Origin of the sequence: Bacillus xiapuensis (genome assembly GCF_002797355.1) — a bacterium.
In the GTDB taxonomy this organism is placed as follows: Bacteria; Bacillota; Bacilli; order Bacillales; family Domibacillaceae; genus Bacillus_CE; species Bacillus_CE xiapuensis.
On record NZ_KZ454939.1, the window covers coordinates 2,029,875 to 2,053,442 of the forward strand.

Below are 23,568 nucleotides of genomic sequence, written 5' to 3' on the forward strand. Positions count from 1 at the left end.
GAAATATAAACAACAAATGGAGACATACGGCGACCGAAACAGCTTTTCCAAAACCGATACAGATGCCACGTTTATGAGAATGAAAGAAGATCACATGAAAAACGGACAGCTAAAGCCTGGCTACAATGTGCAGATGGCAACGGAAAACCAATTTGTTTTGTTCTATACCATTCACCAGCGCCCAACGGATACTCGCTGTTTCATTCCGCACATGGAGAAACTGAAAGGCTCTCGCCTGCCGTTTCCGAAAAAAGTGATCGCCGATGCCGGCTATGGAAGCGAAAGCAACTATGTATATGCGACGGAAGAAAAAATGGACTATTTGATTCCTTATAATACCTATCTGAAAGAACAAAAACGCAGGTATAAAAAAGATCGTTTCCAGCCAAGGAACTGGACCTATATAGAAGAAGATGACGTATATATCTGTCCGAATGACCGCCGCATTCGCTTCAAACGTTATTCCACCCGTACGGATTCTTACGGGATGAAGAGAGATTTTAAAATTTATGAATGTGAGGATTGTACAGACTGCCCGCTGAAAGCCCTATGCACAAAATCGAAAGGGAACCGGCAGATTCATTACAACCCCGTGTACGAAGAAATGAAAGCAAAAGCCAAGAACAGCCTTTGGTCTGACGAGAACACACCGATTTATGCCCGGCGGAAAGTCGAGGTCGAAAGTGCGTTCGGTCATATCAAGGGCAATCGGTCGTTCCGCAGATTTTCCTTGCGGGGGATCGACAAGGTGCACACGGAATTTGGGATTGTGGCGTTAGCCCACAACTTCCTGAAAATGGCGGGCCTAGCCCAAACATTTTCAGGAAACCCGCTTACAATGAAAGAACGCGGAGAGAAAAACGAGTTGTTTTTCTCTCCGCGTTCTTATTTTAGGGGCTTATGGGACAGCCCCTTTTTTGATTCTGCAGCTCCTCTAGCCGCTCAGCTGTATTCTTGTTTGCATGATGACGATAACCTTACAAAAAGAGGTGTCTCTAAGCAGAGAAGGCGCGCTCCATCACTTGCTGTAGCGCGCGTCCGGGAGATCAATGGGACCGCCGTCCCGCAAATCATTGTCTAAATTGCGAAGGCGGCTGTACGAAGCATGATCGGTTGTTACTCTGAGCGTGTACCCGTTGGCATGCGGGGCAATGGCTTTTTGCACGCGTTTCTTGACAGTCCTCTCTTCTTTTCCCTCGTTTTGTAAATGGACTGCAACAAGCACGTCTTTGCCATTGATAAATGCCCGGGCATCCTTGACACCGCTTACGTTCTTTGCCGCTGCGGATAGCTGCTCCGCCAGCTTGCCGTCATAATTGGTGTAGTAGGAGCTTTTCGTCGTATTTTCTCTCAATCCACGATTGCCATGATAATTAATGTCCCGGCTGCGGGGATGCTCATTATCTCTTTCCAAAAGGCTGCGGTCTTCTTCAGCCAGCGGAACCGTTGGATTCGGAGCGTTTCCGGCTCCATCTTTCCCCCGCTCATCAGAGAAGCGATCCCCAGCTTGATCAAGGGAACGATCCCCCCCAAATCCGCTCTCGTTACCGTCGTTACATGCGGCTAATCCCATAGCTAAAACCGGCAAAATCAACAGTTTCCTCATCTTTTTCATTCTTCCACTCCTGGGACAGTAGTCAGGCTGTAAGCGCCCTCCTTAGTTTGCTGTGATTGATCTGAAGTTATGTCCATTTTAAAAAGAATTCTTCCCGCTGCTTAAATGAGCGAATCGCAATTTTGCAAACATGAGAAAAAAGCCAGCCCTTATCTTTCGGATCGGCAAGAATGAAGCGGCGGCATTCGCGGTACACATCCGTTGGGTACATCAGGAAAATACGAAATTCTTCATCGGTGCGATAAATTTCCAGCTCCTTATGCTCCATCAAGCGCGGAAGATTCCATTGCAGAATGGGAAGAACCCGGTTGCTCCACTGTAAGTAGTCGTACATGGCCGGCGCTTTTTGCGCCAAATCAAAATCAATTAAAAGCAGCTTCCCCTGATCTGTACGAAAAAAATTATGCGCCGCCACATCTCCATGAATGATGACCGGGCTTCTTGGTTTAAGCCGTCTTTTCATCAGCGTCTGCAAGCACCATTCCCCCATCTCCGCATAGCGGCGCAACAGTTGCGGCGAAAAATACATTGAAAGCACCGGAAGATCCCTTATGAACCAACGCAGGCGGTTTTGCCAGCGGACGAGCTGATTCATTGCCGGCACAACTTCCTGCCACTCTTTTGAAAAAGAGGCGGTCACCTGATGAAAAGCGGACAGCAGCGCAAGCGCTTCCTCTCTTTCCCGTTTCGTGCGAAAACTAAAGCTTTGATCGGCTGACGGGATAAACGGCATTACGGCATAGAAATGAGAGCCGTCCTCGACCGGAGATAACAAACGGTAGGGAATCACGCGCTTAAATCCTTTATCAAGCAAAACTTCTGTCAGCATGATTTGCTTTTTCAGCTGCTCATAGGAAGAATACCTTTTTAAAAACCATTTATTGCTGTCGGTCTGTATAAGCCACTTGCCGTTCTTCAATGGGTGTACAGCCAGCACCTGCTCATGCAAACGGGCGGACAAAAGAAAAAGGAGACGATTAGAAAGCGCGTCTCCTACACGTGAATTATTCGTCATCCTCTTCATCAAATCGCGGCCAGCCCATTCCCATTCCATATGGCGGAGGGAAGCTTCCTCCAGCAGGATACACCGGCTGTGAAGAATACATATATGGCGGTGCCGATGGCTGAGTCGGATAAGCGCCGTAAGACTGCGGGGAATACGCCCCCATGGCAGAAGCGGGCGGCACGGCGGACGGCACTTCCGGTGATTCCATTCCATACCCTATTCCGGCCATTGGCTGAGCCGGCATCATCGGCCACGGCTGATTAAATCCTGTCCCCGGCATAACCGGCGAAACAGGAACGCAAGAGGATCCAGGATTATACGCTGGAAGCATTTGAGCCGGATATGTTTGAGTCGGATACGATTGAGCTGGATAAGGATTCATCTGCGCTGGGTACGCTTGAGCCGGATTATTCGGATGTGCAATTGGCGCCTGATTTTCCGCCATTGGATAGGTCATCGGCGTACATCCGCAGGAAGACTCATCCGACGATTCCATATGCATTCCTGCAGCGCCATGGTGCATATGATGGTGATGATGCATTGGCGGGTGATAATATCCTGCTGGCGCTTGCTGCATAGGTACACAGCTCTGCGGGTAAGGTGCAGGATTCATTCCATACTCGTGAGCTTGAGGAGCCATCGGATACATGCTCATATATTGATTCATAAATTGTGCACACCCTCCTTGTGGTTGTGGCGCGGCTGTCATTTGCGGCATGACAGGCGGCGTCATTGGTTTCATTGGGCTTTCCATTTCTTCCTCTTCCTTTTCTTTTTCCGTCAAGCCCGGAAAGATGTTGTCCGGTTTAACAGGCACTTGCGGAACGGGTGCCGGAGCCGGCGGCATCTGCTGCATTTGCTGCATTTGTTGAATTTGCTCCGTATTCATTTGAAAAATTTGGTTAATCTCCACTTCCGGAATAACCGGCGGCATTGGCGGCGGCATAACGGCTGGCTTTTCTTTCTTCACTTTTTCTTTTTCCTTCACGGGTGCAGGAGGGGCCGCGGGTTTTGTTTCTTTCACTGGCATTTTCGGTGGAGCTACCGGCTTTTCTTTTACTACCTCTCCCTGTTCTTTTGGCACCTCTTTATGCGGCGCGCCCCCGGGAACCGGCACTTTAATCTTCATTCCTGGCATGATTAAATCGGGATTGGACAACTGAGCGTTCATTTTTTTCAGTTCTTCAAAGTTCACTCCGTATTTTTTAGCGATCGTCCAGAGCGTATCCCCTTTTTGAACAATATGGATTTTCATTTTCTCCCTCCTTAGGCGTTCGTCGGTATAGTGTATGTGGGCGATGCGGATTTGCGAACGAACTTACACAAAAAGTTTATGCGCGAAGAAGAGAGAATATGATACGTAGCTCTGGGATCCTTTAACTTTCTGCCCTTCATCAGCTGATCTGGACTTTCTCCCATCATCCGGCCTCTCCTTACAAAAAACTCGCTATGCAGCGGGCTTTCTCCCTTTAAAGGTTTAGCATCCGATTTAATGCCAGCAACGCATCATTCGTTGTTTGTTCAGCCACTTCAATAACATTGCTTTTGCCACCTTCCATAATGGTGTCTAATGACCAAAGCAAATGCGGCAAGTCGATGCGGTTCATCGTGAGACACGGGCACATATTCGGGTTGAGCGAAATATTTTTTTATCTGGATGATTCTCAATTAAGCGATTGACAAGGTTCATTTCTGTCCCGATCGCCCAAGCGCTGCCGCGAGCAGATTGTCCAATCGCATCAATTGGCAGCCGCTTTTTCCAGGGGTCCCTCATGAAAAAGGATTTCGCGGAGGAACCGTCGATGTGCCAGCTATTGCTGCATTTATCGCCGCCGCTGAAAGGGTTTGCCAATCGTACTCACTTGATCATGAGTGGCGTTTGCGAGAGCGGCTAAAGGAGCGCTTAACTCACTCCCCGTATGAGTGGATTGAAGCGGATCAAGAACATCAGCTCCCCGTCATCATTGGCATGAAATTAGCCAGTACGGAGGGACAGCTCATCATGCTGAAATTAAATGAACATGGTTTTTCGATTTCTGCTGGAAGCGCTTGTCAAGCAACGAACGAAGGCGGAATGAAGACGATGCAAGCGATGGGCCGGTCTGCCGAAGAGGCCAAACAGTTTTTTCGTATTTCCTTCGGGGAAGGAACGACTTCCGCCGAAATGGATGCGTTAGCACAGCGGCTATTAGAGATCAATTATGCTAAAATGGACAGTATGGAAATTTAGCATGGAGGGATTGAAATGGCTCCAGGGAAAAAGATTTTAGGAGAAGAGCGGAGATCACTGATCTTAGCATGGCTTAAGGATAGTGAAGAGCCATTAACGGGCAGTGAATTGGCGAGCCGCACGAACGTCAGCCGTCAAGTAATCGTTAATGATATTACGCTGTTAAAAGCGCGGAATGAACCTATTATGGCCACAAGCCAGGGGTATGTCTATTTGCCGCCGCGAGGTCCGGAAAAGCTTCTGGAACGCTCCGTGGCCTGCTGCCATGCACCTGAACAGACGGCCGATGAATTAAATCTGCTTGTGGATCTCGGTCTGCTTGTAAAGGATGTAACAATTGAACACGCCGTCTACGGTGATTTAACGGCTTCCATCATGGTGTCCAACCGCAGGGAAGTTGCGCAATTTATTCAAAAAGTAGCAAAGACGAATGCCGCTTATCTTTCCCAACTGACAAACGGCGTGCATTTGCACACGATTGCTGCCAAGGATGAACGCATGCTCGATGAAGCCGAAGAAGCGCTGGAAAAAGCGGGATTTCTGCTTTTAGACAAGTGAACTACTCGCCACTTAGCTAACGCTTAGAAGTGAGAGACTTCTTGGCTGTAAAGTTAAAGAACCGGGATGAGTAACTTTCCTTTATCACTCATCCCGATTCTTTCACTAGCTTCTCTTTAATTCGCAATGTTCAATTAAATACGCCCGGTAGCTGCCGAGAATCTGGACGCTGCAGCCTAGCGCTTCCATCTCAGCAAAGGCTCCCGGAAGCAGTACTTCATCCATTTGCTGGGCGATGTCAATGATGAAGAAATAATTTCCTAGCCCCGTTTTTAATGGCCGGGATTCAATTTTGCTTAAGCTAATATTCCTCCAGGAAAATGCGGATAGCACTTGGTGCAGAGCTCCGGCACGATCTGATGGCAGCGTCACTACAACCGTTGTTTTATCCTGCGGATGGTCAAGGGGCAGCGCCAGATCCTGTTCTTGTTTCGCCAGCACGATAAAACGTGTGTGGTTAAAGCTGTAATCATGAATATTTTCCCGCGCAACCGCCAGATCATATTGCTTAACCGATAAGGAATTGGCGATCGCCGCATAGCAGCGCTCCGGATGCTCGCTGATGTATTGAGCGGCGGCGGCTGTGGAAGTCATTTGCTCATATGGAGTACAAGGAAAATGATTATGTAAAAACTTATGGCACTGGGCAATGGCATGGGGATGGGACATAATTTTCTCCGCTTGTTTCCAATTTGCCAGCTGATCTTTATGGACGAGCAAATGCTGCTGAATCGGTGCTGTCATTTCGCCGATAATCTTCAATTCCGCCTCGTGAAACAAATAATCAATCGTTAAATTGACCGTTCCCTCCAACGCGTTTTCAAGCGGCACAACCGCTAAATCGGCCTCTCCTTTCACCACTGCATCCATGCAGGCCGGTATCGTTAAATATGGAACTTTCTCATCCTCCGGAAAGCCGCGGCGGACGGCTAAATCCGTGAAAGTGGCCGCAGGGCCCAGAAAAGCAATTTTTCGCAATGAATTCCCTCCTCATTAAGAAGATTAAGAAAATTATGTATAAGAGAAGCCGGCTCTTATGCACCAGAGCCGAGCACTTCTACCGTATCGACAAACTCCAATTTTTTCAATTCCCCAAGCATTTCTTCAAGACCGATCGTCATCTCAGCCACATTTAAAGACAGCGTAACGTTTGCTCTCCCTTGAATCGGGATCGTTTGGTGAATCGTCAATATATTCCCATGATATTTTGCCACGAGCCTAAGCAATTCAGAAAGTGTTCCGGCGCGGTCCTCCAAATGAAAGAACAAGGTGATAATTCGCTCTTTCACTACCTTATGAAACGGAAAGACCGTATCCCGGTATTTATAAAAGGCGCTTCGGCTTAAATCGACTTTCTTAACAGCATCCCAAACGGAATCTGCTTTGCGGCGTTCGATCAGCTCTTTCGCTTCAAGCGTTTTCTTCATCGCTTCCGGCAAAACATCCTCACGCACAAGATAAAATTTTTGATCGAAATCTTTCTTTGCCAATAGCCTTCCCCCACTTTACTGCTGCCGATTACTCGACAAATTCAAACTCATACTTCAACAGCCGCACAGTGTCGCCGTCTTTCGCTCCGCGTTCGCGCAGCGCATCATCGACTCCCATGGAGCGCAGCTGGCGGGCAAAGCGGCGCACGGAATCTTCCCGGGAAAAGTCCGTCATTTTAAACAGCTTCTCCACTTTTGCTCCGCTGACTGCAAAGCTGCCGTCAGGATCTCTTGTAATCTCAAACTCAGCCGGCTGATCGGCATATTTGTACATGACGCGGTGGATACCCTTTTCTTCTTCCACTTCTTCCAGCGGAAATTCCGGTGTCTGCTCCACTTTATCCGCAACTGCAAACAGCAATTCCTTCAGGCCTTCGCGGGTAATGGCAGAGATTAGAAAAATCGGCGCTTCGTCTCCCACCTTTTTCTTGAACGCTTCAAGATGTTGCTGGGCATCCGGCATATCCATTTTATTTGCGACGATAATTTGCGGACGCTCCGTTAAGCGCAGATTATACTCCCGCAATTCGCGGTTGATCGCCAGATAATCCTCGTACGGATCGCGGCCTTCTAGGCCTGACATATCAATGACGTGGACAATCACACGCGTCCGTTCAATATGGCGCAGAAATTGATGGCCAAGACCGACGCCTTCATGAGCGCCTTCGATCAGCCCGGGCAAATCAGCCATAACGAAGCTGCGTCCATCATCCGTTTCCACAACTCCCAAATTCGGCGTGATCGTTGTGAAATGGTATGCGGCTATTTTCGGTCGAGCTGCTGAAACAACAGACAGCAGGGTGGATTTTCCGACACTCGGAAAGCCGACCAGTCCAACGTCCGCTAACAGCTTCAATTCTAATACCACATAGCGCTCCATTCCGGGTTCGCCTTTTTCTGACAGCTCCGGAGCCGGATTAGCCGGTGTGGCAAAACGGGTATTTCCGCGTCCGCCGCGTCCGCCCTTAGCAATCACCGCACGCTGGCCATGTTCAGTTAAATCAGCGATAACTTCCTTCGTATCATCATCTGTTACAACCGTACCAGGCGGCACCTTTACAACCATATCGGGGGCCTTTCGTCCGTGCTGATTCTTGCTCATTCCGTGCTCGCCGCGATTCGCTTTGAAATGACGCTGATAGCGAAAGTCCATCAATGTCCGCAAACCCTCATCAACCTCAAAAATCACATCGGCTCCCTTTCCGCCGTCGCCGCCGGCCGGCCCGCCTTTCGGTACATATTTCTCGCGGCGAAACGCAACCATACCATCGCCGCCGTCGCCGCCTTTTACATATATTTTCACTTGATCTACAAACATAAATTCCTCCTGTTTACATTAAAGCATCTGTGGCTGCTATTAAAGAACGACTACACAACCGCTTCAAATCGCATATCCTCACCGGTATGAGAATGGATTTTCCCGCGCTTTACATGCGGCGCCTTTAACAGCTGAACCAGTTCCATCGTCAGCGATCCTTCATCGGTTATTATTCCACTGAATTCAAAAAAGAAACGAACCCCGTTTGCTTCTTGATTGATCGAAAGATAGAGCCGGTTGTCGGCAAATTGTGCAATATGCTTCTCAATGGCGCCCAGAAGCGAAGCCATCCATTCTGTCAGCTTCTCATCATTTACGGCTATTGTACAATTTTGGTCTAAGATCTCATACTCCAGTTCAAAAGAATGGCCTTCCCAATTAAAGGTTAGGATCAATTCCGCGAAATTCGGCAAGCATAAATTGCATAAATGAGCTTCTTGGCGCGCCTGCACAATGGCCGTCTCAATGGCCCGCTCTGCTTCTTCTACTTTTCCAAGTGCCATAAAGCCTTTAATTAGCTGAATTTGATTCATCCAATCATGCCGGGCGTGCCGTATCGCCCGAATTACCGTCCAGTTTCTATTTTCCATGATTATTTCGCACAGGATTCCCCATGTTCAAAGCATATGAACGAACGCCAAGAGGGGGGAAAGACAAGTATACGATTCCTGCACTGCCTCCTCTCCCGAACAAACAACTGCAGCTGCTTATTTTCTGCCCTTATATTGCGGCTTTATATGCTAGTATAACAGAAATTAAGCAAAATAGAGATATCTATCTCCTATCCCCATCAGCCTTTTAGTCAAAATGACGCCGCCCAAACGTTTGGCATTACTTTCCGGCTAGCCGTTTGTTTCTTTAATACAAATAAAGCTCTAACCTGTTTGGTTAGAGCTTTACTAGCATCGATTTAGCACTTATTGAGCAGCAGGATATACGCTCACTTTCTTTTTGTCGCGGCCAAGGCGCTCGAAGCGAACCACGCCGTCAACTTTTGCAAATAGCGTATCATCACCGCCGCGTCCTACGTTTTCACCTGGATATACCTTTGTGCCGCGCTGACGGTAAAGGATGGATCCGCCGGTGACGAACTGACCGTCCGCACGCTTAGCGCCAAGACGTTTTGCGATTGAATCACGGCCGTTCTTTGTAGAACCTACACCTTTTTTAGATGCGAAAAACTGAAGGTCTAATCTTAACATGAGTTCCACCTCCTGTTAGTGAAAGTTAATGTTTATATGCTTGCTATAATCCCGTTCGATCGTCTGCAGGGAAACAACCATCCCTTCCAGCAGCAGTTGAACCTTCTCCTGTTCGCCATCCGGAATGTTTTCCGGAACGATACAGCGGAGAAACCCTCCATTCCTTCCTTGTTCGATTTGCAGTTTTGCCTCCGTTAAAGAAAGAATGGCATTCAATGCTCCGAAAGACACAGCGGTTGCCGCCGCACAGACAAGATCTTTACCGTATTCAGCAAATTCCGCATGCCCTTCCATGGTGAAAGAAGTAATCTTTCCTGAAGGACCATGCTTCTTTATAGTTACTTGAATCATAGGAGCATCGCCTTATGCGTTGATTTTCTCAATCACAACTTTAGTGTATGGCTGACGATGACCTTGTTTTCTGCGATAGTTTTTCTTCGCTTTGAACTTGAAAACCGTAATTTTCTTTTGACGGCCTTGTTTTTCTACCTTCGCTGTAACAGTAGCTCCCTCAACAATCGGGTTGCCTACTTTTACGTTTTCGCCGCCAACGAATAATACTTGATCAAATGTAACAGAATCGCCTGCTTCTGCGTCCAGCTTCTCAACGTAGATAGCTTGGCCTTCTTCTACCTTCACTTGCTTACCGCCAGTTTCGATAATTGCGTACATGACTTGCACCTCCTTAATGAACTCAGACTCGCCATTCGCAGGTGGTCTGCCGCAGGCAAACGCTTATACCTGTTATGAGCGGTTGTAGCACGGGTGCTACAAACAATAACATCAAAATCTTATCACTTACGCAAGCGGGTGTCAACACATTTCTGATCATTGATTCGATAGCTCATCTGCTGTACCGGCTCGAATGATATTTCCGACCGGCACAGGGCCATTGATCAGCCGGTACAAGATCCTTTTGTGCAGCAGACGTTCCAGCTGCTGATGGTATTCGTTTTGTTCTCCGGCAAAGACGGCTTTCACATCCGCTGTCACTTCCAGCAATATCGCCTCATGCTCATCACGCGCATATTCCAGCAGCTTGCGTTCCAATTCAAAAGCCATCGTTTCCGCACTTTTGACACGGCCGTTTCCACGGCAAACGGCACAAGGAACGGTGAGTGTTTCCAAAAGGGAAGATTTCGTTTTTTTTCTCGTAATCTGCATGAGTCCAAGAGAAGTGAATTCGCGCACCGTCATCGATTTGGGATCCTTTTTAGCCTCCGACTTCATCAGCCTCTCAATTTCCCGGCGGTCTTTATCGCTGAACATATCGATGAAGTCTATGATGATAATGCCGCTAATATCACGAAGCCGCAGCTGCCGGGCCGCTTCCCGGGCCGCTTCCTTATTCGTTAGTAGCACCGTTTGCGCCTGGCTGCTTTTTCCGGTGAACTTCCCGGTGTTCACATCCATCACTGTCATTGCTTCCGTCTTCTCGATAACTAAGAAACCGCCGCTCGGAAGCCAGACGATTCTTTTCAGGGCTTTCTCTGCCTGCCCTTCAAGCCCATTGGCTGAGAATATATCCTCGGCAGCAGAATGGAACGAGGCCGGCCATTGTTCCTCCTGATAGCGCCAGTCCGCCCTTAATTCAGATAAAAATTCACTGCTGTCACAAATCAGCTCTCCTGTCTTTAAAGCTTGCATCCGCGCAAAGGCTTCCTCTTTTAATAGTGGCTTTTCCATCAATAAAGCCGGCGCCTTAGCAGCAGAAGCTTTTTTCAGCAGCTGTTTATGCTGCTTCCTCAGCTCATTCCACTCAGACAGCAAGCGCTCTTCAGGCACTTCAAAGGCGGCGGTTCGAACAATCAGTCCTTCTTCCCCGCGCTTGTGCTGTGAAGCCCAGTCAGCAAGGCGCTGGCGCTTCTCCTGCTGAGCAACCTTTTTGGACAGCGCCGTGTAGCCTCCCTCAGGCAAATAAACGAGCCACTCTCCCGGCCACTCGATTATGGCGCTCAAGCGCGGCCCTTTCGTATCTGTCTCATCCTTAATGACTTGAACAATTATCTTCTGCCCTTGATGAACAACTTCTCCAATCGGCCTGCCGCCATGACCCGGGATCTGGTCGCGGTGCAAATAGCCGTTTTGCTCCAGACCGATATTCACGAAGCAAGCGTTCATCCCCTTCTCCACTTTTGTAATAACACCATAGTATGTAAAGCCGACGCGTGAAAGATGAGACGGCTGAAAGATATGAAGCTGCTCCAGGCGCCCGTTTTCAACAACCGCCAGCCGCTTTTCTCGCGCCTTTGCGCTGACTATCAGTGTGTGCATACCAAAAACCCGCCTTCTCCTCTTTTGTTCCACTTTACTCGGCCGGCGAGGATTCGTCAATGAATCGGCAGCAACTCAATCAGACGCGCCGTCGTTCTTTTTTCTGAAAAGTAGGCATGCAGCAGTTCGTTTTCATCCAGGCGCACGCGCTCTCCTCCCTTGATCGAGACGTAGACAATATGCTTTGTATTGCGGCGGAACCGCTCAAGCACCTTCCCGATCTCCAGCTCGCCATCAGCCGGCAGCGGCTGCAAGGCAGATGCAGCCGGCTGATTGCCATAATGCCTTTCCAGCAAAAAGCGGATGAACGTATAATGCTTCTCCTTCCACTCCCGCCAAAGAGCGGCCGCTAAGTAGAGCAGGACTAGCCAAGCCTGCAAGTGAAACGAAAAAAAGAGCAGCACCCCCGCTTGAAGGAGGACGAGCAGCGCCGCTGACGATAGAATCGTCAAATGAACCGCTGCAAGAAATGGTCTAGTCATCGAGAAGAACAGCAGCAAAAGCTTGCCGCCATCCAGCGGGTATACGGGCAGGAGATTAAACAAGAGGATGGCTGCATTAAACTGCATGAACGTATGGTAGACCATATCGGGAAGCAAGCTGAATTCATGCAAAAGCCAGGCGGCCGCAAACATCCAAAGATGCTGAACCGGACCGGCTAATATAACAAGCAGTTCTTCCTTTATCGGCCGATTGCCGTGCTCGTCCACTTCGGCGACTCCCCCAAAGGGCAAAAAGATAATCTGCTTAATTCTCCAGCGGAAGACATGAGCCATCCAGGCGTGGCCGAATTCGTGAACAGCAATAATAAAAAATATAAGCAGCAGCTCCCTAAAATGCCCTGTCCATGCAGAAACTGCAATCATAAGCCACAGAAGCGGATGCAGATGCACTTTTCTCAGCAGTTTATTCAAAAGGAATCACCTGATTCGGGTCAACAAATTGCCCTCCTTTTTTAATCGCAAGATAAAAACCTCCGCTGCCTCCATCTTCCCCCTGCTTCGCGTAAGCCAGCACACTGCCGGCTTTAACTTGCTGATAGGGCTGAACAGCCGTGGAAGTAAGATGGCCATACCATGACTCACTATCGTCAGGATGCTGCACGATCACCGTCTCTCCCAGCTCTTCCTTTTTCCCGGCAAAAATAACCGTTCCGTCCTTGATGGCCTTCACTTGTTCCTGCGGTCCGGTTTCTACGATAATGCCTTTTCCATTCGACTGAAAATCTTCCAGAATACGCCCCGATGCGGGCAGTGCATAGCCTTGGGGAGCCGCGGAGTCTTCTTTGTTGCTCCAGCCATCCGCAGTAAAGGGCAGCGGCTCTCCAAACGCCGATTCATACCATTCGGCTGCCTTGGAAAACTGAAATTCCTTCTCCATCGTCTTAGAAAACCACATCCGCCCCTCCTCAAGCACAGGTGACGGATGCTTGTACAGAATCGCCACGATCAGTAAAAAAGCAGCAGACGCCAGCACTTTGAACACAAAGCGCTCCAGGCTGAACAGCGGATGAATGTTTTTTGGCTCCTCATGCAGCGGCAAAAGCTCTTTTTCCTCTTCCACCTGAATCACTCCTCTTTCTGAACGGTTCTTACTAAAAGCTATGATGAACAGGCTGAAATAAGAAGCGCATTTTGCAAGCACCGTTTATTCAGGTTTTCTGCTGTGAGTTCAAGCCAGTCAAACAAGCCGGTTGCCTGTGTCTTGCCTTCGTCCCTTCATAAGCGAATCTTCCCCCAGCCTTGCGCCTCACCTGACAAGCATTTTCCATTCGGGAAAAGGGTCCTCTCCCATTAAAAAGAGCGCAGGCTGCGTCATTCTAGACACTGCCTGCACTCTGAGCTGGTTCAATCCTATCTTATTTGGAGCGCACACCAAAGAATTTCTTCAGCTTAGTAAAGAATCCTTCTTTCACTTCATCCAATTGCTGAAGAGGGACAGATTCCCCCAGAATTCTTCTGGCAATATTACGGTATGCAATAGAGGCGCGATTGTTTGGATTGTGGGCAACTGGCTCCCCGTTATGGGATGACTTGATGACTTCATCATCGTCCACAACGATGCCGAGGAGCTCGATGGATAAATGCGTGACGACTTCATCCACATCTAACATATCCCCCTGCTGCATCATATGATTGCGGATGCGGTTAACGATCAGCTTGGGTGATTCCATATGCTCTTCTTTTTCCAGCAATCCAATGACGCGATCAGCATCGCGTACGGATGATTTCTCCGGCGTCGTGACAATGATCGCTTTATCGGCTCCAGCAACGGCATTTTTGTAGCCTTGTTCAATGCCAGCCGGACAATCTATTAAAATGTAATCAAAATCTTGCTTTAACTCCTCCATCAGCTTCTTCATCTGTTCCGGCGTGACAGCTGATTTATCTGTCGTTTGAGCAGCCGGAAGCAGATACAACAGGTCGTTAAACCGCTTATCCTTCACGAGCGCCTGATGGATCTTGCAGCGCTCTTCCACCACATCCACCAAGTCATAAATAATGCGGTTTTCAAGCCCCATCACTACGTCTAAGTTTCTTAGACCAATATCTGTATCGACTAGACAAACTTTCTTTTCCTGCAGAGCAAGCGCTGTGCCTAAATTAGCCGAAGTGGTCGTTTTGCCGACTCCGCCTTTTCCAGATGTAACGACTATAGCCTCACCCACTGTAGCTTCCCCCTTTAAACGTAGAAATATCCGGTCTCAGATGCTTTAACACCTGCAAGCGGTCCACAACAATCTGGTTGGAATCATCTATGTAAGCACATTCTGTTTCCAAAGCATCCTCTACTTCATAGCGGTCGGGCGCACGGTTTAAGCAGCGGCTGATTCTCAGCTGCGTCGGCATCATTTGGCCCGCTACGACCACTGCTGCATCGTCTCCGTAGCAGCCTGCATGAGCCATGCCCCGCAGCTTCCCCATGATAAAAATATTTCCTCCTGCTCTCACCGTTCCTCCCGGGTTGACATCGCCAATCAAAAGCAAATGTCCCGGAACCTCCACGATCTGTCCCGAACGGACGCGCCCTGTATAGGAAACAATTTCGCTCTCTTCTCTCCAGCGTGTCGCTTCTTCCACGGTCACCAAATTAGATTTAACTTGCTCTACAACAAGATTTTGGCGTTTTCGAATGATCTCGGTAATTTCTTCTATATCCTCGTCTAATAAATAACGGTTTCCCGCTTGAACAGTGACTGAAATGATTGAGCCGTTTTCCTGGTCATTTACGGCATCCATTTTTTCCTTCAGCTCCTCCAATAAAGCATCATAGGAGCATTTGTCATTCAGATGCAAGGTCAAGCCGTCTTTTGTTCCTTTAATGACCACATTCTGTTTCGTCTTCATAGCATGTACTTCACCTCTGTTGTCCAAATAATTCGACAAGCCTTCTTGTTATTCCTCTTTTCTATTCCGGCATCAATAGTCATGGTACATGCGATCGAGCTTTTCAAAGGCTATCTTAATCGGAATGACAAAAATCAAATAGAATAAGAGGTTAAGAGTTAATGTCGGCCATAAGCGAATCGACAAGAAATCCGGGACCGTCAGCTCTGTCCGCTGAACAAGCACATTCAGCTGGAACATCACAAACTCCAAGAGAAAAAGACCGAACATTACGATAAACGCTACGATGAGTACATTGTTCTGCAGTGCTTTCACCAATTTCGATGTAATATACACAAGCAGCGGCAAGAAGAACATATAAGCGCCGAGAATGCCTGTGTAAAAAATATCAAACAGAAAGCCGAAGATGAACCCGTACTTGATCGCTGTATTGCGGTCAAAGAAAATGCTCATTAATAACAGACCCACCGCGAAAAAGTGCGGAGTGATTACATATTGGCCATCAAAGGCATGATCCGGAAACCATAGCATGAAGAGACTGTCACTGTAAAATAGCGCCGTCATGAACAAAGGAAGGAAAAGCCGCTTCACAGATTTCCCTCCTCAACATAGACTTGCTTGCGCTCTTTTTTCTCTGGCAGCACCGTTGTCATGCCGCGTTTGGCTACCATAACATGCTCCAGATCCCGCAGTTCAGCCGCCGGTTCAATTAAAGCCGTCTGCGTTAAACCAAACTGATCAGGCTTCAGCTTTTTGACCTTGCCGATAATCAGGCCTTTAGGAAAGACACCGCCTTTTCCTGAGGTCGTCACCGCCATGCCCTTCTTCACTTTGGAATCATAAGGAATTTTGGTCATCAGCAGGGTGTTCTTTTTCTTATCATAGCCTTCTATCAGCCCGTAAACATTTTTTTTGCCTTGAATGACAGCCGATACACGGTTCCGCGGGTCATGGGCACTGAGCAGCTGAACGGTTGAAGTGAATTTGGACGTGCTTTTGACTTTTCCTATAAGTCCCTTTGCTGTCATCACCGCCATGTTCGGCTGCACACCGCTCGCTTCTCCTTTGTCGATCGTGATCACATCAAACCACCGGTCAGGGTTTTGCGCAAGGACAGTGGCTTGAACCGGATCATAATCTGCTAAACTCTCTTTTTTTTCAATGATCTCTCTGAGCTCTTTATTATCCTTTTCTAAGCGGGTCACATCGCTTTCAAGCTGAGCCAGCTCATCTAATCGGACCTTCAGCTTTTCATTTTCCTTATATGTATTCCGCAAATTGCCAATGTCATCAAAAAAACCTGCAATTCCGCTGGCAGGCTTAGACACAATCGTTTGCCCCAAACCGACGACATCCTTTACAAATTGCTCCGGCCAGGAAATGTTTTCCCGATCACGAAGAGAAAAGCCAATTAAAGCAACAAGAACGATGATGCTGCCGAGAAGAATGATTAAACGCTTGTTTGTAAAAAAATGTGGCATACATTCCACCTCTGTATTTTTGCATTAGGTTAGAATCCGGCAGCAGCCAGCCGCTGCCGGATAACTGTTGGCCTTATTTGTTTCTGTTTTTAAATAAATCAATATGATCAAGCGCCATGCCCGTACCAACGGCCACACAATCTAGCGGATTTTCCGCAATGATCACAGGCATATTCGTTTCATTGCTGATGACCTTGTCCAAATTGCGCAACAAAGCACCGCCGCCTGTAAGAACAATTCCGCGATCCATAATATCGGCAGCCAGCTCAGGAGGTGTTTTCTCCAGCGTGCTTTTGACCGTATCCACTATAGCATAGACGGTATCCTTCAGCGCCTCTGCTATTTCTTCTCCTGTAATTTCAATCGTTTTAGGCAGTCCCGTTAACAAATCACGGCCGCGGATTTCCATATTTGGAATGTCCTCAAAATCACCCGCTGAACCGATTTCCATTTTAATCGTTTCGGATGTGCGGTCCCCGATTAATAAATTGTATTGTTTGCGGATATAGGCGACGATCGCATCGTCCATTTCATCCCCGGCCACACGCAGTGATTGACTCGTTACAATTCCTCCAAGAGAAATAATCGCCACTTCCGTTGTTCCCCCGCCGATATCCACGACCATGCTTCCCGTTGGTTCCCATACAGGAAGATTGGCGCCGATCGCGGCCGCAAACGGTTCTTCGATCGTATAAGCATCGCGAGCCCCCGCCTGGCGAGCGGCATCAATGACAGCGCGCTCTTCCACAGCCGTAATTCCTGAAGGAACACAAATCATCACGTAAGGCTTGCTCGCAAACATGCCTTTGCCGTTTTTAGTCGCCTGTTTAATATAATATTTAATCATAGTCGCTGTCGTTTCGTAATCCGCGATGACCCCGTCCTTCATCGGACGTGTCGCTACAACATTGCCCGGTGTCCGGCCAATCATTTTCTTAGCGTCGTTACCGACCGCCACGATTTGCTTCGTATCAGTTTGAAGCGCCACAACTGACGGTTCGCGCACGACAACCCCTTTTCCTTTTAAATAAACGAGCGTATTCGCCGTTCCTAAGTCAATTCCAAGATCTCGGCTTCCAATTCCAAACATACAGGTATCTCCCTTTCTTAATCCGTTACTTTTATAGTGATTGATCCAACCTAATTATTTGCTTTTTTCGACATAAACAACTAGTAAAAATCATAACTTATATTATAACTTAATGAAAAAAAAAATCCTAGCATTATAAATAGCCTTTTTCTTTCAAGCTGACATATTTTTTGTCGCCGATAATTAAATGATCCAGGATCTCAATGCCGAGAATTTTGCCGCATTCAGCCAGCCGCTTCGTCACATCGATATCCTCTCTGCTTGGAGCGGGATCGCAGGATAGGGACCATGCGCCTTCTTGATGCTTTATCAAGGGTCTCACAGCCCCCTCCTCAGAACCGTACGTACGTCTTTCAGCGTATACGGCTCGCCGGCTGATCATCAGGAACTGCTTCTCAAAACGATTGTGATGGCCTTTAGGTCACATAGCAAGCCGTTTGTTTCTTCGCTGGCGAACCCGCTCTTGTCCGATCCCTTTTCTTTTATAGAAAGGCTCGCTTTATACATAGGCGACAGCGTTTCGAGAAGATCTCCCTATAACGTCTAGCTGATGAAATGGATTCTTTGCCATATTCATGACTCCTTTCATTGAGACGTTAATACCAACCTGTCCCCCTTCCCCATGCTAAACTCATTACAAGCAAACGTAGGGTACTACGGGGACTCCGTTGCCTTATGTGAGATTCAAACAGCTTCCCGTTAGAAGCCTTCTTTGCTGAACTTCACACTTAGACAATCCCTGCATTATGCCGTAATTTTAGAAGCGTGATGGACAGGTATCCCTTTCGACGGTTTCCTCTTGCTTGAGGATTGAAGGACAAACCTTACGATGGACAGGGCTCCGGTGATGCCCAGCAGACGCAGCCGCGCTGCGTCTCCCATTTCATCCTCGCTGTCTGCCAGCTGCCGCAGACAGCGGCGCATCCGCCGCTCATTCGTCTAGGATTCAAGCAGTCTAGCTTTTACCATACATCACTTGGTCTGAAGAACGGACTCGACACGGCAGCCGCTTTGTCGTCTCTTCTCCTTTTCACATCATGCTTTGTTCCCTCTGCAGGTTTCCCTTCAAGGTAAGATGCTGACCATGGAACATTGTAAGGAGTTCCAGATTTCCTTGGAAATCGCTAAAATTACACACCTTGCAGGCGCACACCGGATGGATGATTATGCAGACAGATAACCGAAGCAGCCGAGCGGCGGAACGCTTCTTTGAAGTAGGGTAAGAACCCGGCGCCTTGCTTAATCGCTTAAGCAGGTTTCCGAAAACTCCCCTCCAAACCGCACGTACTCCTCTCAGAGTATACGGCTTTCCATTTACCTCCCTAACATGCGGACCCGCTGCTTTCGTCAGATGGTTTCCGGCTGCAATTGGATATCTCATAGAGCCGTCCGCTCCATCCAATTGGTCATTAATCGAGGTAAACTGCTCTCCTTCGCCATGCAACAGGCTTTCCCTAATTCGGACTACTATGAGAGCTCCGCTGCCTTATCAGATATTCAGACACCAAATGTCATAGCCAAGCCATGGGCGTTCTGACTTAGGCAATCTCCATTTAGACTTTCAGGAACATCGCCCTCATGATGTCGGATGTGACGTTCGCTCTTTCCTTCCATTCGGAAGCTGGCTGAAATGGTATCACTCCGTGTTTCTCGAAGCGCTTTAAGAAACAGGCACATTTCAAAACAGCGTCTACCATTGCCTCCCGCTGCCGGATCCGTCGTCCGCCTTGAGCTATCATTCAAGCAGTTTAGCTTTCATCCTTATTCATGATCTCATCTCGCCATTCAGTCGTGCTTTGGCAACTAAGCAACTTATGGCTTTTCCAACATGCTGCGCTCCCCGTCCGGTTTCCCTTTCGGATAAGTTGGCTGATGATAGAGTCGGCCCTTGTGATATTCCTCTACTGTTTTGCGAAAACAGATTTCCCGAAAACCCTTATGGACGCACGACTTCTCTTGGATGGACAATAGAGGCATTGAGGCTACCGATAAAAATCGTTTGCTTGTGGAGAACTTGATTTTTGGTGTTGAGGTATAAGCATACGAAGTGTTCTTGGGAGAGGAACCTCATTTCTTCCATTACATAGTTCGCCCCATCTTCCGGCGAACGGATGACGTAGCGGTCTTCAAACTTTACATGGCTCATGCGCCGGCCCAGCTCTAAAGCAGCCATAATTTGCACGGCCTTGGCTACTCCTATTCCTTTAATGGAAGTGATTTCTTCTAGCGAGGCATCCTTTAGCATTCTTAATCCTTCAAAGGTGCTTAATACGCGATTGGCCAGTTGCAGCACAGATTCAGCTTTCGTTCCTGTACGTAAAATAATCGCCAGCAATTCATGGTTTGAAAGGCTCTTCGCACCTTGGCCAATCATTCTTTCTCTTGGACGTTCCTCCGCTGGGACATCGCGGATCATAAATGTATCCTTTGGCAAACTTCTCTCTCCTTTCATCACTTTTGAGAAGAAGAGGAACACGCCGGTCCGTTCCAGCCGAACCGTTTGAGCTGTCTGTACACAGAGGCAATCGGAAGGCCAACGACTGAGAAATAATCGCCGGAAATATGCTTCACAAATGCGGCTCCCAGCCCTTGAATGCCGTACGCACCCGCTTTATCAAACGGTTCACCGCTATCCAGATAGGCCGCTATTTCCTCATGTGACAGCTCCCAAAATGTGACATTTGTTTTTTGATAAAACACGTGCTTTTGTTTCCCTTTCACCATGGCTACGCCTGTGTAAACGGAGTGCTCACGTCCGGATAATTGAACAAGCATGCGCTCGGCATCGCGCCGGTCTTTCGGCTTGCCTAAAATGTTTCCATCGAGAGCGACGATCGTATCCGCTCCGATTACTATGCTGTTTTCATGATTTTTCGCCACGGCCTCTGCTTTCAAAACAGCAAGCGCCTTGACTGTTTCTTCGGGGGGCATCGGGGCGGAAAGCGATTCATCCGCTTCACTGACGATAACAGTAAACGGGACGTTCATTTGCTTTAGAAGCTCTTTTCGTCGGGGAGAACCGGAAGCCAGAATAATGTCAGTCAAAACCAATCACCTTTCTTCACGCGAAATATAGAGGGAGATACCGTCCTCATCTTATCAAAATTATCACCTGGCGACAAACCTTTCCATTGTAAAAAAACTCTAAAGCATCAAGAATGGGGCGCCGTGTAAACAGGCACCCCTTTCATATTAACCTATTTCCCCTGATAAACAGCCAAAAAAGCCAACAGCTTCTCCTGCGCAGCTTTGGCGGCTTGCGGCTGATCGCTTTTGGCTTGTATGAGAGCGTCGGATAACAGTTTTTTCAAATGAGCGGATTCTTTCTTGCCCGTGGCAGCCTTCTCCAACTGCTGTTTTGCCTCCTTCAGCCGGCTTTGGTCAACCGAATGACCCGCCAGTTGCTTCGCGCTTTCTTCTGCGATAAGTGAAAACACATCGATTAGCGGATCGGCTTCGTTCGGAATCGTATCCGCTGCTGCAAACGTCTCTGTTTTCGCAAAGACGTTCGCTCCCTCCGCCTTGTACGCCGCTCCGACAAACTTGGCCGTTTCCATTTGCTCGGCTACTCCCAGGAGGAGCACGAACTGGCCTTGGCGGCTGACGATATCCGCTGGGATTCCCCGGTTTCTCGCTTTCTCTTTCTCCGCTTCAGCCCCTTCTTTCGTGGAGAACACCCCACCTTGAACAATCGCCGATTCAATCACAGGAAGAGAAGACGCTTGCTGTTTGGAAGCGGCCGGCGGGGCCGGAACATCCGGCTTCTGCCCCGCTGGCTCTTTTAGTGCCGCCTTAGGCGGGACTTCTTCTTTATTCGTGATGATCTTAATCATTCCGTATCCTAGTAATAAACCGATCAGCACCGCGCCGATAATCGTCAGCAGCAGCCGGCTCACCACACGTTTCCTGCCGTGCTGCTTAGCAAGCGGCGCTTTTAAGGTTAATGCTTCGTCCTTCTCTTCTTCTGAGGCCAGCACCCACTGAAAATCTTCCTCTTCTTTTTGCGGCTCGGCCGCCGCGGCGCTTTCCTCTCCTCCCCGCCTCCAATCCTGCACGATTAATTTCTGCTCTTCTCTTTTCGCTTTTTTCTTTCCGCCGACCTTCAATAAGATCGTTTGCGGCTTGTTCGGCTTGTCCACCCTGATCACTCCTCCGCCTCTTTCAAACTGTGTTCATGCTATCATAGCCGAAAAAAAAAAGAACAAGACTTTTGTCGTCCTGTTCATGAAAGTTTTCGGCAAAATTATTTATTTTTCACGTTTTCCGCTTTCAGCTCCGCAATCGGGACCGGCCCTTCGATCACACGGTCTCCTTTCTTGTGGGAACAAAGTGCTTTCGTCTGCCCGCGCAAGCAGACGGCCACGATTTTGTCTCCATTCGCCACCGCATAAGATTCATTGGAGGGAGAAAGGAGCTTGCCGGTGAACGGATCTTGAATCGGTTCTAACATTCCTTCTTCATAAAGAAGGGCATAGGAAATGTTTTCAGGTGCCGCTCCGGTGCGCGCCCATTGATCCTTCACATACAGAGCGGCCGCCGATTTCAGTGCCAAAGCATCCGCTGCAAATGCCTGCTCTTTCGACTTTTCTATCACTCTTCCGATGCCAATAACGGCGATAGCCGCTATAATTGCCAATATCATCACGGTCGCCAGCAATTCAATCAGCGTATAGCCCTTTTGATTTCTCATTTATCCAGCCTGACAAATGGATCCAGTTTTTTGGCTGGAGCAGGGGAATCCAATTTCGGCTGGTCCTCCAGCAATTCAGCCAGTTCCGGCATGTAATAAGCTGCCACCGTCAGCTCACACGTCAATGCTTCCGCTTCTCCCGTCAGCTCTTCCTTTTCGGTAGGAGCGGTGAATTTCATTTGCTCCACTTGCAAAATTCTCGTTTGCTGCTCCAGCTTTTTCAAAAAAGCTTCCAATTCAAAATAGCTGGGCGATTCAACGGTGAGCTGAGCCGAGATTTTTTTAATGCCTGCAGGAAGAGATTCTGGCTTTCCTTCGTTTTCTTCCGCAACCGTCTGTGCGTCTCCTTCAGTAAACTTATATTCCAGTATTAAGCTGTTAGAAGAAAGCTCGGCCTTTTCGAAATCAAGCAGCATTTTTTCCGTCATCGGCTTAACGGGAACTTGAAACTGCAGGCCGGCAGTCACAATCCCGCGGTTCGCAGGAGAATCGTCCGCCTGGCCTTCAAGGGCTTCAATCCTTTTCTCCTCTGCCTTGAACTCCTGCTGCTTCACTCGAATATCCAAAACAAGCGGCTTGTAAACGGCGTAGTAAAAATAGACGGACGCTCCTAAGAGGAATAGGGAGCTTACAAGGATAAGAATGATTTTCCGGCTTTGAAATAGACTCACTTGTTCTTCTCCCCCCGCTGATCCGTCGGTTTAAACACAATGTCGTATTCCGCTACATACCTAGGCAAGATATTCCACTTCTGGGCGATCTTCTTCGCCTCTTCTTCCTCTTCCTCGATTGAGGTTTTCATGGACACCATTTCAGCGGAAGCAACCCAATCGGAAGCTTTCAAGTCGTTTAAGTAATAGGCCGCCTGCCGGGCGCTGTCGAATTGCACCGTTAACGTCATCTTCTCTGTGCTCGAATAATCGAGTGTTTGAAAGAAGCCCCGCTCCGGCAGACGTTCAATCAGATGCTTCAGCACCGGAGCTAGCGGCTCTTTCTTCTGCTCGGCCCAGGCGATGGCTTGTTTCAGCTGCTGCAAGCGCTCCTCGTCTCCGTCCGGCTCGTTTCTGCTCATCTCCAGTGTTTCCCGCAGCTGGCTTGCCGACTGCAGCCTGGATTCCACCAAGCTGAGCTCATTCTTTTTCATCTGAAGCAGGAGATAACCGCCGACTAAGAAAGCCAGAAGCAAGGCAGCCAGAAGAACAGCATAAAGGACAGGAAAGCGCTTCTTCTCTTTTTCAGGCAGCAGATTAATATCAATCAGCAATGC

General features: G+C 48.4%; 28 protein-coding genes, 3 pseudogenes and 1 other annotated feature. Of the genes and pseudogenes, 3 read left to right on the plus strand and 28 right to left on the minus strand.

Features of this window, described 5'->3' with window-relative positions; all coding sequences use genetic code 11:
• The coding region (locus CEF20_RS10170; RefSeq protein WP_198508487.1) for a transposase at positions 1-1,081 on the plus strand (1,081 nt) is incomplete at its 5' end.
• Here CEF20_RS10170 and CEF20_RS10175 read toward each other — a convergent pair.
• The 4 genes and pseudogenes from CEF20_RS10175 to nadA all read right to left on the minus strand — a co-directional run.
• On the minus strand, positions 1,019-1,615 hold the full coding sequence (locus CEF20_RS10175; RefSeq protein WP_100331703.1) for a YhcN/YlaJ family sporulation lipoprotein: 597 nt from the start codon (positions 1,613-1,615) through the stop codon (positions 1,019-1,021). The genes CEF20_RS10170 and CEF20_RS10175 overlap by 63 nt on opposite strands.
• Positions 1,616-1,682: 67 nt before the next feature.
• Entirely contained in the window at positions 1,683-2,669 is a 987-nt protein-coding gene (locus CEF20_RS10180) for an aminoglycoside phosphotransferase family protein (RefSeq protein ID WP_157796243.1), read from the minus strand.
• The gene (gene safA / locus CEF20_RS17375; protein ID WP_100331705.1) at positions 2,620-3,876 is read right to left on the minus strand and encodes a SafA/ExsA family spore coat assembly protein; all 1,257 of its coding nucleotides are present in this window, start codon (positions 3,874-3,876) and stop codon (positions 2,620-2,622) included. Before safA ends, CEF20_RS10180 begins: the two co-directional genes overlap by 50 nt.
• Before the next feature lie 214 nt (positions 3,877-4,090).
• Positions 4,091-4,365: pseudogene (nadA, locus tag CEF20_RS10190) on the minus strand (quinolinate synthase NadA); the annotation flags it as partial.
• Between nadA and CEF20_RS10195 the strand changes: the two are divergent.
• Together CEF20_RS10195 and CEF20_RS10200 are read left to right on the plus strand one after the other, a co-directional pair.
• The gene (locus tag CEF20_RS10195; protein WP_232713429.1) at positions 4,348-4,851 is read left to right on the plus strand and encodes an aminotransferase class V-fold PLP-dependent enzyme; all 504 of its coding nucleotides are present in this window, start codon (positions 4,348-4,350) and stop codon (positions 4,849-4,851) included. The pseudogene nadA and the gene CEF20_RS10195 sit on opposite strands and share 18 nt — an antisense overlap.
• 15 nt (positions 4,852-4,866) lie before the next feature.
• Positions 4,867-5,409 carry a transcription repressor NadR gene (locus CEF20_RS10200; protein ID WP_100331707.1) on the plus strand — a complete coding sequence of 181 codons (543 nt, stop codon included), beginning with the start codon at positions 4,867-4,869 and terminating at the stop codon, positions 5,407-5,409.
• Between the two features lie 105 nt (positions 5,410-5,514).
• On the opposite strand, the gene pheA is transcribed toward CEF20_RS10200, so the two are convergent.
• The 24 genes and pseudogenes from pheA to CEF20_RS10315 all read right to left on the minus strand — a co-directional run bounded on the left by pheA (position 5,515) and on the right by CEF20_RS10315 (position 23,565).
• A complete protein-coding gene (gene pheA, locus CEF20_RS10205) occupies positions 5,515-6,387 on the minus strand; it encodes a prephenate dehydratase (protein ID WP_100331708.1) in 873 nt (290 codons plus the stop codon).
• Positions 6,388-6,443: 56 nt separating this feature from the next.
• Positions 6,444-6,899: an ACT domain-containing protein gene (locus CEF20_RS10210; RefSeq protein ID WP_100331709.1), complete on the minus strand. Its 456-nt coding sequence runs from the start codon at positions 6,897-6,899 to the stop codon at positions 6,444-6,446.
• A gap of 28 nt (positions 6,900-6,927) precedes the next feature.
• Entirely contained in the window at positions 6,928-8,217 is a 1,290-nt protein-coding gene (obgE, locus tag CEF20_RS10215; RefSeq protein WP_100331710.1) for a GTPase ObgE, read from the minus strand.
• A gap of 50 nt (positions 8,218-8,267) precedes the next feature.
• The gene (locus CEF20_RS10220; RefSeq protein WP_100331711.1) at positions 8,268-8,807 is read right to left on the minus strand and encodes a Spo0B C-terminal domain-containing protein; all 540 of its coding nucleotides are present in this window, start codon (positions 8,805-8,807) and stop codon (positions 8,268-8,270) included.
• A gap of 327 nt (positions 8,808-9,134) precedes the next feature.
• Positions 9,135-9,419: a 50S ribosomal protein L27 gene (gene rpmA, locus CEF20_RS10225; RefSeq protein WP_100331712.1), complete on the minus strand. Its 285-nt coding sequence runs from the start codon at positions 9,417-9,419 to the stop codon at positions 9,135-9,137.
• Between the two features lie 15 nt (positions 9,420-9,434).
• Complete coding sequence (locus tag CEF20_RS10230) at positions 9,435-9,770, minus strand: ribosomal-processing cysteine protease Prp (RefSeq protein ID WP_100331713.1); 336 nt, start codon at positions 9,768-9,770, stop codon at positions 9,435-9,437.
• A gap of 12 nt (positions 9,771-9,782) precedes the next feature.
• The gene (rplU, locus tag CEF20_RS10235) at positions 9,783-10,091 is read right to left on the minus strand and encodes a 50S ribosomal protein L21 (RefSeq protein WP_100331714.1); all 309 of its coding nucleotides are present in this window, start codon (positions 10,089-10,091) and stop codon (positions 9,783-9,785) included.
• Positions 10,092-10,105: 14 nt separating this feature from the next.
• Positions 10,106-10,185, minus strand: a sequence feature (ribosomal protein L21 leader region).
• 62 nt (positions 10,186-10,247) lie between these two features.
• Complete coding sequence (locus CEF20_RS10240; RefSeq protein WP_100331715.1) at positions 10,248-11,693, minus strand: Rne/Rng family ribonuclease; 1,446 nt, start codon at positions 11,691-11,693, stop codon at positions 10,248-10,250.
• A 56-nt stretch (positions 11,694-11,749) separates the two neighbouring features.
• A complete protein-coding gene (locus CEF20_RS10245) occupies positions 11,750-12,607 on the minus strand; it encodes a M50 family metallopeptidase (protein WP_100331716.1) in 858 nt (285 codons plus the stop codon).
• Positions 12,600-13,256 carry a M23 family metallopeptidase gene (locus CEF20_RS10250; RefSeq protein ID WP_100331717.1) on the minus strand — a complete coding sequence of 219 codons (657 nt, stop codon included), beginning with the start codon at positions 13,254-13,256 and terminating at the stop codon, positions 12,600-12,602. The genes CEF20_RS10245 and CEF20_RS10250 overlap by 8 nt, the downstream gene beginning before the upstream one ends.
• Positions 13,257-13,551: 295 nt before the next feature.
• Positions 13,552-14,361, minus strand: coding sequence for a septum site-determining protein MinD (minD, locus tag CEF20_RS10255; protein ID WP_100331718.1), 810 nt, complete (start codon positions 14,359-14,361; stop codon positions 13,552-13,554).
• A complete protein-coding gene (gene minC / locus CEF20_RS10260; protein WP_100331719.1) occupies positions 14,354-15,040 on the minus strand; it encodes a septum site-determining protein MinC in 687 nt (228 codons plus the stop codon). Before minC ends, minD begins: the two co-directional genes overlap by 8 nt.
• Before the next feature lie 72 nt (positions 15,041-15,112).
• Complete coding sequence (mreD, locus tag CEF20_RS10265) at positions 15,113-15,631, minus strand: rod shape-determining protein MreD (RefSeq protein WP_100331720.1); 519 nt, start codon at positions 15,629-15,631, stop codon at positions 15,113-15,115.
• Positions 15,628-16,521 (minus strand): rod shape-determining protein MreC, encoded by an 894-nt coding sequence (gene mreC, locus CEF20_RS10270; RefSeq protein ID WP_100331721.1) that lies wholly within the window; start codon positions 16,519-16,521, stop codon positions 15,628-15,630. Before mreC ends, mreD begins: the two co-directional genes overlap by 4 nt.
• A 73-nt stretch (positions 16,522-16,594) precedes the next feature.
• A complete protein-coding gene (locus tag CEF20_RS10275; RefSeq protein ID WP_100331722.1) occupies positions 16,595-17,611 on the minus strand; it encodes a rod shape-determining protein in 1,017 nt (338 codons plus the stop codon).
• Between the two features lie 133 nt (positions 17,612-17,744).
• Positions 17,745-17,891, minus strand: a pseudogene (locus CEF20_RS10280) (JAB domain-containing protein); the annotation flags it as partial.
• 464 nt (positions 17,892-18,355) lie between these two features.
• Positions 18,356-18,535 carry a hypothetical protein gene (locus CEF20_RS16625; protein ID WP_157796245.1) on the minus strand — a complete coding sequence of 60 codons (180 nt, stop codon included), beginning with the start codon at positions 18,533-18,535 and terminating at the stop codon, positions 18,356-18,358.
• Positions 18,536-18,741: 206 nt separating this feature from the next.
• Positions 18,742-18,855: a JAB domain-containing protein gene (locus tag CEF20_RS10285; protein ID WP_232713488.1), complete on the minus strand. Its 114-nt coding sequence runs from the start codon at positions 18,853-18,855 to the stop codon at positions 18,742-18,744.
• Positions 18,856-19,553: 698 nt separating this feature from the next.
• Positions 19,554-20,027, minus strand: a pseudogene (gene radC / locus CEF20_RS10290) (RadC family protein); the annotation flags it as partial.
• Positions 20,028-20,062: 35 nt separating this feature from the next.
• Complete coding sequence (locus CEF20_RS10295; RefSeq protein ID WP_100331724.1) at positions 20,063-20,656, minus strand: Maf family protein; 594 nt, start codon at positions 20,654-20,656, stop codon at positions 20,063-20,065.
• Positions 20,657-20,808: 152 nt separating this feature from the next.
• A complete protein-coding gene (locus CEF20_RS10300) occupies positions 20,809-21,750 on the minus strand; it encodes a hypothetical protein (protein WP_157796246.1) in 942 nt (313 codons plus the stop codon).
• 104 nt (positions 21,751-21,854) lie between these two features.
• Positions 21,855-22,301, minus strand: coding sequence for a prepilin-type N-terminal cleavage/methylation domain-containing protein (locus CEF20_RS10305; protein WP_100331726.1), 447 nt, complete (start codon positions 22,299-22,301; stop codon positions 21,855-21,857).
• Positions 22,298-22,972, minus strand: a complete 675-nt coding sequence (locus tag CEF20_RS10310) for a GspMb/PilO family protein (RefSeq protein ID WP_100331727.1) — start codon at positions 22,970-22,972, stop codon at positions 22,298-22,300. The genes CEF20_RS10305 and CEF20_RS10310 overlap by 4 nt, the downstream gene beginning before the upstream one ends.
• Positions 22,969-23,565: a hypothetical protein gene (locus CEF20_RS10315; RefSeq protein WP_100331728.1), complete on the minus strand. Its 597-nt coding sequence runs from the start codon at positions 23,563-23,565 to the stop codon at positions 22,969-22,971. The genes CEF20_RS10310 and CEF20_RS10315 overlap by 4 nt, the downstream gene beginning before the upstream one ends.
• Positions 23,566-23,568 lie beyond the last annotated feature (3 nt).